Here is a 15382-nt window from a genome sequence, read left to right on the forward strand (position 1 = left end):
AAAAGGTTATAGTTGTTATTTAGTAATAATTCTGGAATAATCGTTTCAGAATCAAAGCTGTAATTTAAAAATTCGTATGCGTAATCTATATTGTTATCTGAAATAAACGTTCCAGAATTCAGCTAAAAAAAAGGGTATTATTTGAAAATATTCTTAATCAGAAATTCTGACATTTTTTTGATTTTGATTGGATTTCCGTGCAGAATGTACGATTGCTTCCAACCAGTAAAAGAAGTGGCAATGTATTCTGCCATTAATGCTGCATCTTCAGTATCGTCCATCTCACCGTCATCCATTACTTTTTGAACGATGGAAGCCATATATTCAATAAAAATATCATTGTTTTTACTCATTACGTTTCGCACAATGCAGTCATCTGGAGCGATTTCGAAAATCGTTTTCATTCCCAAACAGCCTTTGTCGCAGGAAACAATCCAATCTGCTTTGTCAGTAATAATCTTGATTAAAGCATTTTTGGCAGATGTTTCTTTGGCTACCTTTTCTTTTATTTCACACATCGCATTATCAAAATAATTGCCTATGCACTTCATAAATAACTGATGCTTATCGCCAATGGTGTTGTATAAACTGCTTCGGTTGATTTGCATAGCATCCACAAGGTCTTGCATCGAAGTAGCATTATATCCTTTTTCCCAAAAGACATTCATTGCTTTTTCAATTTTTTCAACCTCGTTAAATTCTACACAGCGAGCCATACCATTTTAATTTTCACTTTGCAAATGTAAAACTATTTTTGAAACAAGCGTTCCAGAATGAATATTTTTTTATTTTTTTTCATTTTTTTTAAAAGAGATATAGATTTTGAACAAAATCATGGATTGATTTTAGTTATCTTAAATGATTGAAATATCCAAAAAAATGAGCTAATTTTAAGTTATCATAAAACAAAACCATTTAAAAAAAGGAATAAGATAATCTTCTTTTGTTATTTCATATTGTAATGTTCAAATATTACTATAATTTTACCGCTTACTTCCGTCAACAAATTTTTACTTTATTTAAAAAAAACAAATGCGTAAAAAAAGTATTCTATTATTTTATTTTTTGATTAGCAGTTTCTTTGTAACAAATTGTTTGGGGCAAGAACTTTTTTTTGAAAAAATTTCGGGTCGAGAAGCCAATCCAGTTACCCAAATACATGGTATTGCCAAAGATTCTATAGGCTACATTTGGTTTGGAAGTTGGAACGGTGCTTATCGATACGATGGGAGAACATTCGATTTTTTTTACCACAATCCAAAGAACAAAACTTCACTGCCCAATAATCGAATTCGAAATATTGTTTCCGATAACAAATTGGGGCTTTGGTTTTTGACCTATGATAGAAAATACGTTCGATTTAATTATCAGTTAAATTCTTTTAAAATAGTTGTTGATTCAAAAGTTCCCAAGATTATAATCGACAAGCTGGGCAAAAATCCTAGTGAGAGCAATAGAAATCGTACTGTAAATGGAAAATTTTATTACTTATCGTCACATCTGTTTACCTGCCAAGATGTAAAATCAAAAGAAGAATATCGATACACTGCCAATATCAATCGTCCTGGACAATTATTGGACGATTATATCACTGATTTTTTTATAGATGACGAAAATATTATTTGGCTAGGAACCCGTGGAGGTGATGTCTATAAGGCTAATCCGAGCAGAAATCCTTTTAAATTGCATTACAGCTACAGAAAAGCTAGTGAAAATTCAAAATTGGCTACCGTTAAAGGTATTTTGAAAGTTGATGATAAAATCTGGTTGGCTACTGATGAAGGCATTCTCATTTACAATAAAGAAAGTCTAGATTACAATCATCCTTTTTATAAATCGAATAGTCAAGTTAAGAATGCCCGTAGTTTTTTTAAGGACAATAAAGGTCGAATTTGGATTGGTGGCGGCAATGGATTAGAGTGTTATGATCCCAAGAGTAATCAATGTAAGATTATTATCAATAGAACTTTATGTCCAAATTTAAGTATTTGGTCGGTTCACGCTTTAGAAGGATTTGGCGGTACTAATTTGTGGGTCGGTTTGTACAATGGAATTGCTTGTATCAATTTGAGCAATGATAAAATTAGGTTTTATGATTTAACTACTACAATCCATAATGGTAGTGTTATGGATGTTTTAGCCGTTAACAATCAAGAATTATGGTTAGCCACCGAAGGAAGTGGAGCTATTCGGTTAAAAATAAATGCCAAGGGAAAAATCTATGACAAACTAGCACTAAATACTTTTGACAAAAGTCTTAAAAATAAGATTTCGGGGAATATTATTTACGCTTTGCACAAAGACAAACGTGGTGCCATTTGGGTTGGTTCCAGCGAAGGATTGAATAAAATTTACACCAACACCAATCCGATGCGCATTGAAAAAATACAATTGCAATCAGAAAGTCCCACTATTTACATTTCTTCGATTACAGACGATGCCAAAGGAAATCTTTGGATAGCCCATAAGCAAGGTCTTTCTATGATTGATATTCGTACGAATAAAATTTCCAATTATAGAAAAGAAGACCAGTTTGGTTCCTGGACATTTTCTGAAAGAGCTTTTTATAAAGATATGGCGAACCAGAAAATCTATTTTGGAGACAAAAACGGCTATCTTTCTTTTCGTCCAACTGAAATTAAAGCGAATTTAATCAACGATAAATTGATTTTCAAAACCTTGTATTTGTCCAATGAAAAAGTATTTCCGTTGGATACAATTAATGATCAGATTGTTTTGACCAAAGATTTGTCGCAATCCCAGTCGATTGATTTGGATTATGAAAACAGAAGTTTTTCCATAGAATTAGCTTCGTTTAATTACAGGAACACCAACAAGATAGTGTATGAATACACCTTGGAAGGCTATGAAGATAAATGGATCAAGACTACTGGAAGTAAAATAACCTATAACAAATTACCGCCAGGGAATTACACTTTTAAGGCTCGTGTAGTGTCTCCCAACGATGCAAAATCGCCAATAACTGAATTGGAAATTGAGATCAATGCGCCTTGGTACGGAACTTGGTGGTTCAAAATCCTGTTTTTCGCTTTGTTAGGACTTATTGTATATTGGATTTTCAAGGAAATTTTATACCGTGATCGTCTCAAAAATGAAATCAAACTGGAACGACTCAATCTGGAACAACAGGAAGCGTTGAATAAAGAAAAATTAGAGTTTTTTACTAATATTTCACATGATTTAAAAACACCTTTAACCTTGATTGCCGACCCTTTGAAACGCCTTCAAGAAAATAAAGTAGCAGCAGAGGACAGAGAAGTCTATTTCTCTATTGTAAGCAGAAATATCAGTTATTTGACCAAGTTGATTCATCAAATATTGGATTTCCGTAAATCCGAAATGGGAAAATTAAAATTAAATCCGGTTACCCAAAATTTTAATGAATTCCTACAAGAATGTTATACCAGTTTCAAACCTTTGTCTGCAACCAGGAATATCAATCTTCAACTTCAAATGAGCGACGAACCTTTGTATTGTTCTCTCGATTTCGAAAAACTAGAACAAATTCTAAATAATATCGTTTCGAATGCCTTTAAATACACCGCCGATGGAGGAAAAATAATCCTAGCTGCAAATTTGAATGAAGCAAAATCAATACTTACAATCAGTATCGAAGACAACGGAATAGGAATCGCAGCATCGGAATTGAAAAAAATATTCGAACCCTTCAATAATGTGGGACCAAGTCCGTATTATGGTTCATCCTCTGGAATTGGATTGTCATTATCCCGAAATTTAATTGATCTTTTGCAAGGAACAATAGCCATTGATAGCACTCCAAATCAAGGGACAATCGCCATAATTAATTTACCTTGTTTAATAGTTAAAAATGAGGATATTGTTCCAATGATAGAGGAGCCGATTTTTCTAAATGAAGAATATGAAGAAGAACTAGAACCCGCTTCTTTTGAAAATACCAAGCCAACGCTTCTCATCGTAGAAGACAATCCTGATGTACAAACTTATTTGGGTAAAGAATTAGGCAAAGAATATTCCTTAATTCAGGAATATGACGGAAAACGTGGACTAGCGGCTGCTATAAAATATGTACCCGATATTATTGTGTCAGACATTATGATGCCCGAAATGGAAGGAACAGAATTTTGTAAACACCTCAAAGGAAACGAAAACACCTCGCATATTCCGTTGATTTTCTTGACTGCAAAAGCATCCGATGTCGATCAAATTGAAGGGTTCAATTTGGGAGCCGAAGCTTATGTAATGAAACCTTTCAATGTCGATATTCTCAATGCACAAATAAAAAGTGTTTTAGAGAATAGAACCATTTTGCAAAACAGACTCGGAACGATAAAAAAAATCGAAGAACTTCAAGAAGAAGTAAACAGTTTGGACAATGAATTTCTTGAAAAAGTAATCGAAAAAATCACCACCAACATCGAAGATACCGATTTTAATTCCGATGAACTGGCGCAAGCTTTAGGCATCAGTCAACGACAATTGTATCGCAAATTAAAAGGCATCAGCGGAAGTACGGTTCATGAATTTATTACCAAAGTCAAAATGAATCATGCCGAAGAATTGCTCAAGAATTCCGATTTGACCATATCTCAAATTGCTTACAAAGTCGGATTTTCAGAACCTTCTAATTTTTCCCGAACCTTCTCCAAACATTTTGGGTGTAGTCCGTCGCAGTATTTAAAGTAAACTTACTAATATTATTTAAGTTCTAAAAAATGACCGCAGATTCACAGATTATTAAAAAGTAGTTTAATAATCTGTGAATCTGCGGTTATATTTTTTTCAAGAGAATCTTATTTTAGGTCACAAATATGTGTAATCAAGGAAATATCTTTTTAATATTTTATGATTTCTGATAATTTTCCATTTTTAAAATATAGTTTATATATCCCTGTATATTCCCAAACTTCCATTTCTCCGTTTGCATTTTTATACATTTTCTTATTTAATGTTATTCCTAAAATGTCTGAACACATATCTTTTGACATTCCAATTGTTAAATTATTTTGATAAACTAATTTACCAAACTTTTCTCCATATTTTTTAATTAAAATACTTTCATTTAGTTTCTGTTTATTTATACTTTCATTCTTTAGCTTCTCAAAATCATTTTTTATTAAAAGTACATCTTGAAAATTCCATCTGCCTCCATTTAATTCCATCATAACTTTATCTTTCTCATTACTTAATAAAACCATAAATAAAATATCTTCATCATCAGCTTCGTTACTTTCTTCTATTTTTAAATCTTTTTTTCTTAATAGTTTTAGCTCTCCTTTCCATTGAGTTCCCTTATCAATATGCATATTAAAGTTAGTTTTTGATATAGGAATTCTATCCGCAGAAAAATCTTTTACAGCAATAAAAGTTTTGCCTGTTATTAATTCCTTTTTTTTCTCGAAATAAGGAACTAAAACGAATTTTGGAGAATTTGTTGATTCAATGACATAAATAGTTTCACCATTTAAATCGTCTTTTAATTCAAAAAGTATATTTCCGAAAAAATCTTCATCAAAATTATTTTTAGCTTCATTGTATATTTCCGATTTTTCCAATAATGGATTTATACTAATTATTTTAAAATATTTATTGCCTGTTTGCGACCAATTTAACTGTTCAATTTTGTCTTTTTTCTTAAAAAAAAATATATCCTCTTTTCCGTAATTATCAGAGTATATTGGGTAATATATTTTTAAACCATTATATCTGTTATAATATTCATTTTGATCAGATTGTTTTTCTTCGAATGGATTTTTCCCACTACCACTTTCAAGTGTTTGTGTAATTTTAGCTTGATAATAAGCCGAATGTTCAATGAAATTTTCGGTAGGATTATATGGAGGGAAGTTTACTTTTTTTTCGACTTCTACTGCTTTTTCAATTTTTCCGATTTCGATTTGTGAAAAACTTGAAATGCTAAATAGAGAAATAATAACTGTGTTTAATAGATTTTTTTTCATTGTTTTATTTTAATGTTTTCCAATTATTGGATTTAATGATTTGGCTAGAATTCTTTCTAAAATACTTATGTCATCAGCAATATTTTTTTCAAAAAAGATTACAGTATATTTTAGTTTAAGTTCTGTTTTTATTTCTTTAGCCCAATAATCTAATTGTAAACCATGTGATTTTCTATTTTTATGATAACCTAAATGTTGTATTAATCTTCCCCAAGCACAACTTTTAACCTTACCTACATACAAAATGCCTCCATTATTTAAAGTATTATTTTTAGCAGGAATATTTAATTGAAATTTTTCATTAACATTTTTAATAAGAGTTACAATTTCTGATTTTTCAATAATTTCATTTATTTCAAAGAAATATAATGCAGGAAATTGTTCGTATTCCATGATTTCCTGGAAATTTTTTGAAAAATCTCCATCTTTTGTTATGTCTACTCTATCCAAGTATTTTGAATCAAGTTTTTTTACATCAATTTCGAAACTAAATTCTTTTTTAAATCCATTTAATGAAATTTGGGAGAAATCTTCTGCGATTGTTTTAGATTTATCTCTAATAATATTTTCAATTTGTTTTAAATCTGCCATTTTATATTTTGTTTTTTTTCGAATGAATGTGATAAATCTTACTTATAATTCTGGTTCAAATATAAGGATAATACTTATAAATATTTAAAGTACATATTGATTTTTAAAAATATTTCTTACTATATAATTAAAGATTTATAAATGCCTAAAAAATACACAGATTGGTAGATTTTAAAAGAGTAATTTAATACTCTCCGGATCTGTGTTTATTCATTTTCAGAATAAAGTTCGCTTATTTCTTTTGTATTCAATAGTCATATTCAGCAATTCCTTATCATATTGCGCCATTTGGCAGGTTTTGATAGGCATTGGCAACTATTGATAACAGCACCAACAGGAGTAAAATCTATATTTGTCAACCTTAAAATTACTCATCAAAGTAAAAACACAAAATAGATAATGAATATCAAAAGAATTTTTTACGCATTCTGTTTGGCAATACTATCGACAAATGTTGCAAACGCACAGGAAAACCAATCCGACAGAGAAAAATACAACTTCAATTACGGTTGGAAATTAAACGTTGGAGAAGCTGAAGCAGCGATAAAACCGGAATTTAATGATCAAAAATGGACTGCTGTCAACCTTCCTTTTGCATGGAATCAAGCCGAGGCATTTAAAAATGATATAACAAGATTATCAACAGGAATTGCTTGGTACCGCAAAACATTTCAATTGCCAAAAGATTCGAATGATAAAAAAGTGTTTATTGAATTTGAAGGCGTGCGCCAAATGGGGGAAGTGTATTTGAATGGCGCTTTTATTGGCCGACACGAAAATGGAGTGATGGCTTTTGGTTTCGATTTAACACCTTATGTAAAACCATTTCCTCAAGAAAATGTAATTGCCATAAAAACGGATAACGACTGGAAATACAAAGAGAAAGTTTCAGGTTCAGGATACCAATGGAACAATAATAATTTTAATGCCAATTATGGTGGACTTCCTAAAAATGTATTCTTGCATATAAAGTCTAAAGTATATCAAACTTTACCATTGTTCTCAACATTGGGAACAACAGGAACCTATGTTTATGCAACAGATTTTAATATAGCCGATAAGAAAGCAGTTATTAATGTGTCTTCACAAGTAAAGAATGAACTTTCAAAAGCAGTGAATGCACAATTGAAAGTAACCGTAATAGATATGCAAGGAAAAGAATTAGCTTCGTTTTTAGGGGATTCTTTCACAGTAAATCCAAATGAAAGCAAGGATTTAAAAGCATCTAAAGCTTTAAATAATCTTAATTTTTGGAGTTGGGGTTACGGTTATTTATATGCCGTTACTTCTGAATTATTGGTGGACAATAAATCTGTTGATAAGGTAAATATCCAAACAGGATTCCGCAAAGCAAAATTCGAAAAAGGAATGGTGTATTTGAATGACAGAGTAATTCAAATGAAAGGGTATGCCCAACGTACCAGCAACGAATGGCCTTCTGTAGGGATGTCAGTTCCAGCCTGGATGAGCGATTACAGTAATAGTTTGATGGTAAAAAGTAACGGAAATCTGGTAAGATGGATGCACGTTACGCCTTGGAAACAAGACGTAGAATCTTGCGATAGAGTGGGTCTAATCCAAGCCATGCCAGCCGGAGATGCCGAAGCAGATGTTACAGGTCGTCGATGGGAACAACGTACGGAGTTGATGCGTGATGCAATTATTTACAACAGAAACAATCCAAGTATTTTATTCTACGAATCGGGGAACGAAAGCATTTCGGAAGAGCACATGAAAGAAATGTTGGCTATCCGAAATACGTATGATCCTTATGGAGGACGCGCTATTGGAAGTAGAGAAATGTTAGATAGTAAAGTAGCCGAATATGGAGGCGAAATGTTATACATCAACAAAAGTGCAAAGCTTCCTTTTTGGGCTACCGAATACAGCAGAGACGAAGGTTTACGTAAATATTGGGACGAATTTACGCCACCTTTTCATAAAAATGGAGTTGGCGGAACGACACATACGAATGTAAATGGAACAAAAGTTGCCGATGCTAGTTCGTATAACCGTAATCAGGATACACATGCCGTTGAAAACGTAGTCCGTTGGTACGATTACTGGGAATCCCGACCGGGGACTGGCGAAAGAGTTAGTTCAGGAGGAGTGAATATTATTTTTAGTGATTCGAATACGCACTACAGAGGACAGGAAAATTACAGAAGAAGTGGCGAAGTAGATGCCATGCGTATTCCAAAAGACAACTTTTTTGCTCATCAGGTTATTTGGGATGGATGGGTAGATACCGAAAAACCTCAAGCTCATATTGTAGGGCATTGGAATTATGAAAAAGAAATAACCAAAGACATTACCGTGATTTCGACTGCTGATGTGGTAGAATTGTTTGTCAACAAAGTAAGTCTTGGAAAAGGAATACAAAGCAAAAGATTCTTGTTTACTTTCAAAAATGTATCATTCAAACCTGGAACAATCAAAGCCATTGGTTATGACAAATCCGGAAAACAAGTTTGCGAAACTGAAATTCGCACTGCTGGAAAACCACACGCACTTAAATTAACAACTATCGAAAGACCAGGCGGAACTTTGGCGAATGCCAATGATTTAGCCATTGTACAAGTAGAAGTGGTGGATGACAAAGGAAATCGTTGTCCTACTGCACTCAATATGATTGATTTTGAAGTAAAAGGCCAAGGAACATTTGTGGGCGGAATTGCACAAGGACCAGACAATTATATTGGAGCAAGCAGTCTTCCGGTAGAATGTGGAGTCAACCGAATCATGGTAAGATCAACTGAAACAGATGGAGTAATCAATATCAAAGCAAGTTCAAAATCGCTGAAAAGTGATGCAATTGAAGTGAAAACAATTAAAACCGATTTAGGAAAATTGTCAACAAATTTGCCAAACGAAAACTTACCCTCTTTTACAGAAAAAGGACCAACGCCAGCAACGCCATCTTTCACAAGAACACGATTAGCAATCCCAATTATTGGAGCCAAAACCAGTTCCAATCAAGCTGATGCCGTAAAAAGTTATGACGACAACGAATTGACTGAATGGTCTTATGGAAAAAACGATAAAGCGTTGATAGAATACGAATTAGATCGTGAGGCTACGATTAATCAAGTTGTGATGAAGTTAGCAGGATGGAAAAGCAAAAAGTATCCAATCCGAATTTTTGTCGATAATAAAAAAGTTTTCGAAGGTTCAACACCTACTAGTTTAGGATATATAACCTTGGATGTAACACCAATTAAAGGTAAAAAAGTACGCATCGAATTAATGGGTAATGCAAAAGACAGTGACGCTATCAATCTGGTAGAAATTACAGGAAAAGTAGATGAAGCAGGCTTGAAAAAAGGAGGTAAAACCATACAACGATTGCCTATAATTGAAGTGGAGTTTTATGAGTCAATTCTTTAAATTTATTTAAGGACCAATTAATATTCAGCTTATAAAGTTGTTTATTTAATAATAGTTAAAATTAGGTTTGTTATTTGGCTGCCTATCAGGTATTTGGTCGTATTCTGGTAGGCTTTTTTTATTATGAACTATTGATTAATAAATTGCCATGACCTGGTTTTATTTTAGAAATAAAATAAAAAATATTCAATGAAATACCTAAAAAAAATACTTTTACCGTTTTTATGTTTTGCAATGATTTTCAATGCCAATGCCCAAAAGAAAGAGGCAATTATAGCCTTTAATTTTGGAGAGAATACCAATAAAAATGCTGGAACAACTATAAATAAAGCCGTCTTGTATGATGATACTACAGGTTACGGATTCGATTTGGATTCCGATAAAAATGTAGTATTCGACAAAAAATCAATATTGGCTAAAAATTCGGTTTATTTTTCGGTAAAACTTCCTGAAGGAAATTATACTGTTGAGGCAGTTATTGGTGGGAAAAATAGTGCCACAACAACCCTAAAAGCAGAGTCCAGAAGATTAATGTTGCAAGAAACAAAAACTGCCGAAAAAGAAACAAAAACAGAACGTTTTACAATCAATGTGAGAACCGCAAAATTTGATACCAACAACAGCATTCGTTTGAAACCAGGCGAAATTAATGGCTTGAACTGGGACAATAAATTGACATTAGAATTTTCAGTAGGCTCTGTCATTCAAAGCATCAAAATCACACCAGTTTTAAAAATTAAAACACTGTTTATCGCAGGAGATTCAACCGTTACCGATCAAGATAATGAGCCTTGGGGATCTTGGGGACAATTTTTTCCTAATTATTTCAGTACTGATGTAGTAGTAGCTAATTATGCCTGTTCAGGATTGGCTTTGAGTTCTTTTAAATCTGGAAATCGATTGGAGAAAATTTTACACTTGATGCAAGCTGGCGATTATCTATTTATCGAATTTGGACACAATGACGAAAAAGCCAAAGGTGAAGGAAAAGGGGCATGGGGAGAATACACCACTTTGCTAAAAGAATATGTAACCAGAGCCAGAAAAAAAGGAGGAATTCCAGTGTTAATCACGCCTACACAAAGACGTCGTTTTAATGCTGACGGAACTTTACAGCCTACTCACGGTGAATTTCCCGATGCTATGCGAAAAGTATCCCAAGAGTTGCAAGTTCCTTTTATTGATGTGACCAATATGACAACAGCTATGTACGAAAGTTGGGGTGATAAACCGTCTAAAAAAGCATTCGTATTTTACCCAGCTAATACTTTTCCAGGACAGACAAAAGCCTTGGCCGATAATACTCATTTTGGAAGTTTTGGTGCTAATGAAGTGGCTAAATGTGTCGTTCAAGGCATTAGAGATTTAAAATTGGACATTGCTAAAAATATAAAAGCAACTATTCCTGCTTATAATCCTAAAAAGCCAGCTCAATTTAGCGACTGGACCTTACCGATGAGCAACAGATTTGAAATTACTAAACCCGACGGAAATTAAAAGTTTCTACTATATACTAATAAAAAATAATAGTAACTATCATTCCTATCGATAGAGGTTTTAGTACTTTTGGAGCTGTTTAAAAGTAAAAAAATGGAATTAAAGAAAACATTAAGATGGTTTGGAGCAAAAGATCCAATTAGCCTAGAGCAAATCAAACAAACGGGAGCAACAGGAATTGTTACTGCATTGCATCATATCCCTAATGGTGAAATTTGGTCGGTCGAAGAGATTTTGAAAACCAAAAATAATATAGAAGCTCACGGACTTACTTGGGATGTAGTAGAAAGCTTACCAGTACATGAAGATATAAAAAAAGGAAAAACTAGCCGAGATAGCATTATTGCCAATTATAAAGAAAGCGTTAAGAATTTAGGACAATGTGGCATTAATACCATTTGCTACAATTTTATGCCAGTATTAGATTGGGCTCGAACCAATTTGCATTATACGCTCGAAAATGGAACTGAAGCCATGTATTTTCAAGCCGATTTGTTTGCGGCCTTTGATCTATTTATTCTAAAAAGACCCGATGCTTCAAAAGATTATACTGAAAAGCAACTAAAAGAAGCAGAAGAAATTTATAAAACCCTAACTCAAGAAGATGCTAGAAGTTTGGCTTACAATATCATTGTAGCTACTCAATCTTTTATAGACGGAGCTGTTGATGCTGATGAAAAAGAACCAGTAGCTATTTTCTTGAAATTGCTAGCCGAATATGATGGCATTGACAAACATCAATTAAGAGAGAATTTTGCATTTTTCTTAAACGAAGTCATTCCTGTTGCTGAAGAATCGGGTGTTAGTTTAGCCGTACATCCAGACGATCCACCCTTTCCATTATTAGGTTTGCCTCGAATTGTAAGTACAGGAAAAGATTTCGAATGGTTGGCAAACGTTTGTCCGTCATTGCATAATGGAATCACTTTTTGCACAGGATCTTTAGGCGCTAGAAAAGATAATAACCTTGCAGAAATTTTTGAAAAATATGCAGAAAGAGTGCATTTTCTGCATTTAAGAAGTACCAAAATTCTTGACAATGGCGATTTTTATGAAACCGAGCATTTAGACCCAACGGTTGATTTACCCGGAGTAATGAAAGCTATTATCGAAGAGCAAATCAGGAGAAAAACAACAGGAAGAACCGATTATAACATTCCAATCCGTCCCGATCACGGTCATAAAATGTTAGACGATTTTGATAGAGCAGGAAATCCTGGCTATCCATTAATCGGAAGATTAAAAGGCTTGGCAGAACTGGCAGGTCTCGAAGTAGGTATTCGGTATTTGATAAATAATTAGAAATTGCATATTAGTTAAAAAAAAAGAGCAAAGTGAGCAATCATTTTGCTCTTTTTCTTTATACGGTTTTGTGTTTTATGGAATTAGGTCTCATTTTGATACAGATTGGCAATATATGATAAATAGAAAAAAGGAAGTAAAATTAATTTTGACATTCTATTAATATCCATTAAAAATAATGACCAATTGTTACAAATGACCAAAAAACAACTTTTCTTTTTATTCTTAATTACTTCCATAGTCAATATTACTTTTGCACAAAAACGAAGCATAAAAATAATTGATACTTATAGCAAAACGCCTGTAAGATACTCCATTGTTCAAAGTGAGGATTTGAAATTCAATCAAACATCCGACGAAAATGGTTTTGTAAACCTGAACTTGTTGCCGAAAAATGCTAATACCATTTTAGTCAGTTGCATCGGCTATGAAGTCAACAAAGTTTTGGTTGCGTCATTAAATTTTGACAACCAAACAGCATTTGTTTTTCTGCAACCTAAAATTGCTAGTTTGTCTGAAGTGGCTATAAACAAAGATTCTGATGCAGGAATTTTCAAAACCATAAGCGATTTGGATATTCATTTGCGTTCGATAAACAACTCGCAAGATGTATTGCGAATGGTGCCTGGTTTGTTCATTGGTCAACATGCTGGCGGTGGAAAAGCAGAACAAATTTTCTTAAGAGGTTTTGATTTAGATCACGGAACAGATATTAACATTTCGGTTGATGGATTGCCAGTAAGTATGGTAAGTCACGCCCACGGTCAGGGCTACGCCGATTTGCATTTTGTAATTCCTGAATTAATAGAGAATGTGAAATTTAATAAAGGCCCTTATTTTGCCGATAAAGGGAATTTTACCACAGCAGGCTTTGTTGAATTCAAAACCAGAGATTATTTAGAAAACAACTTTGTGAAAATTGAAGCGGGACAATTTAACACTTTCCGAGGAATTGCAGGAATTAATTTATTGAAATCTAAATCCGATATCAAAAATCAAAGTTTATATTTTGCGGGCGAAAGCTCCTTTACCAAAGGTTATTTCGATCATCCACAAAATTTTAATCGGTTGAACGGTATCTTAAAATACCACGGAAAAATTAATGAAAGCAACTCGTTGACGGCTTCTGTAACTGGATTCACGAGCAAATGGAACGCCTCGGGGCAAATTCCTGATAGAGCAGTAGCAACTGGTTTAGTCGGTTTTTTTGGTGCCATCGACCCGAACGAAGGAGGCAAAACGTCAAGATATAATGCTTCTGTTGAATTATTGAGTAATCTTAAAAATGGAGGAAGTTTTAGAAATCAAATTTTTTACAGCAAGTATTTTTTTGAACTCTATTCCAATTTTACATTTTACAAAGAAGACCCTATAAATGGCGACCAAATCAAACAAACAGAAAACCGAGATATTGCAGGTTACAGTGGTGTTTTTCAAAAAGAATATTACATAGGCAAATTCAAAACTGAAACCAAAACTGGAATTCAATTGCGATACGATAATATTAACAACATCGAATTATCTCGAACAAAAGACCGAACGATTGTTACCAATGCAATCATGCTAGGCGATGTGGATGAATTAAATTCGGCAGCCTATTATTCTCAAAAAATAGGGTTTACGAATAAATTAAATGTAACGGGTTCCGTCAGATTGGATAATTTTTATAATCGGTATAACGACAAACTGACCAATGCTATCCAATCTAGTAACTCAACAATCATTAGTCCAAAACTAAATTTGGATTATAGTTTGAACAATAAAGTACAATTGTATTTGTACACAGGTAGAGGTTTTCATAGTAATGATACTAGGGTAGCCGTGCAAGAAAATGGCAAAAAAGTGTTGCCACCAGCCTTTGGTTCCGATTTAGGAGGTGTTTTTAAATTAGGCAATAAACTCTTTTTCCAAACAGCTATTTGGTATTTGTGGTTAGACCAAGAATTTGTTTATGTAGGTGACGAAGGAGTGGTAGAAGCAGGCGGACAAACCAAAAGATTTGGTTTTGATGTTTCGGCAAGATACGAAATCGTAAAAAACCTGTTTGCTGATTTGGATGTAAACATAGCTAAACCCAAAGCTATTGGAGTACCCAATTCAGAAAGTTTTCTGCCACTAGCACCTAGATTTACGACTGTTGGCGGAATAACTTATAGAAATCAAACCGGATTTAATGGTAGTTTGCGTTACCGATATATGGCAGATAGACCAGCCGATGAAACCAATACCGTTGTTGCTAAAGGCTATTTTCTAGTTGATGGAACGGTAAATTACACCACCAAAAGATGGGAAGCAGGAATATCAATCCAAAATTTGTTTAATGTAAAATGGAAAGAAACCCAATTTAACACAGAAAGCCAATTACAAAATGAAACAGAACCTGTAACTGAAATACATTTTACCCCTGGAACACCCTTTTTTGCCAAATTAAATTTGGTGCTGTTTTTTTAATTTATTTAGCGTTGTTTTCAAAATCATAAAGAGCAAAGTGAATTATCATTTTGCTCTTTTTATTTATGTGGTTTTGTGATTTGTCATTGAGTACACTATCATTTAATTTTTAATTTGAATAAATAAAAAAAAGAGTAAATAATAATAATTGTTAAATATTTGATAATAAGTTGTTTAATGTACTGTGTCTTATT

The 15382-nt window shown here is 33.2% G+C and carries 8 protein-coding genes; 5 read left to right on the forward strand and 3 right to left on the reverse strand.

Annotated elements, in window-relative coordinates; genetic code table 11:
• Positions 1–137: 137 nt before the first annotated feature.
• Complete coding sequence (locus OZP15_RS06990; protein WP_269227729.1) at positions 138–716, reverse strand: TetR/AcrR family transcriptional regulator; 579 nt, start codon at positions 714–716, stop codon at positions 138–140.
• A gap of 316 nt (positions 717–1032) precedes the next feature.
• Between OZP15_RS06990 and OZP15_RS06995 the strand changes: the two genes are divergently transcribed.
• The gene (locus OZP15_RS06995; RefSeq protein WP_281337375.1) at positions 1033–4686 is read left to right on the forward strand and encodes a helix-turn-helix domain-containing protein; all 3654 of its coding nucleotides are present in this window, start codon (positions 1033–1035) and stop codon (positions 4684–4686) included.
• A 149-nt stretch (positions 4687–4835) separates the two neighbouring features.
• Here the strand turns inward: OZP15_RS06995 and OZP15_RS07000 are convergent, their stop codons facing one another.
• Together OZP15_RS07000 and OZP15_RS07005 are read right to left on the reverse strand one after the other, a co-directional pair.
• A complete protein-coding gene (locus OZP15_RS07000; RefSeq protein WP_281337376.1) occupies positions 4836–5960 on the reverse strand; it encodes a hypothetical protein in 1125 nt (374 codons plus the stop codon).
• Between the two features lie 9 nt (positions 5961–5969).
• Positions 5970–6551: a hypothetical protein gene (locus OZP15_RS07005; protein WP_269227735.1), complete on the reverse strand. Its 582-nt coding sequence runs from the start codon at positions 6549–6551 to the stop codon at positions 5970–5972.
• Between the two features lie 399 nt (positions 6552–6950).
• Between OZP15_RS07005 and OZP15_RS07010 the strand changes: the two genes are divergently transcribed.
• The 4 genes from OZP15_RS07010 (at position 6951) to OZP15_RS07025 (ending at position 15188) form a co-directional block, all read left to right on the forward strand.
• Positions 6951–9938, forward strand: coding sequence for a glycoside hydrolase family 2 protein (locus OZP15_RS07010; protein ID WP_281337377.1), 2988 nt, complete (start codon positions 6951–6953; stop codon positions 9936–9938).
• Positions 9939–10127: 189 nt separating this feature from the next.
• Positions 10128–11435: a rhamnogalacturonan acetylesterase gene (locus OZP15_RS07015; protein WP_281337378.1), complete on the forward strand. Its 1308-nt coding sequence runs from the start codon at positions 10128–10130 to the stop codon at positions 11433–11435.
• A gap of 93 nt (positions 11436–11528) precedes the next feature.
• Positions 11529–12737: a mannonate dehydratase gene (gene uxuA / locus OZP15_RS07020; protein ID WP_281337379.1), complete on the forward strand. Its 1209-nt coding sequence runs from the start codon at positions 11529–11531 to the stop codon at positions 12735–12737.
• Positions 12738–12932: 195 nt separating this feature from the next.
• The gene (locus OZP15_RS07025; RefSeq protein WP_281337380.1) at positions 12933–15188 is read left to right on the forward strand and encodes a TonB-dependent receptor; all 2256 of its coding nucleotides are present in this window, start codon (positions 12933–12935) and stop codon (positions 15186–15188) included.
• Positions 15189–15382: the final 194 nt, after the last annotated feature.

This window comes from Flavobacterium eburneipallidum, assembly GCF_027111355.2.
Classification (GTDB): domain Bacteria; phylum Bacteroidota; class Bacteroidia; order Flavobacteriales; family Flavobacteriaceae; genus Flavobacterium; species Flavobacterium eburneipallidum.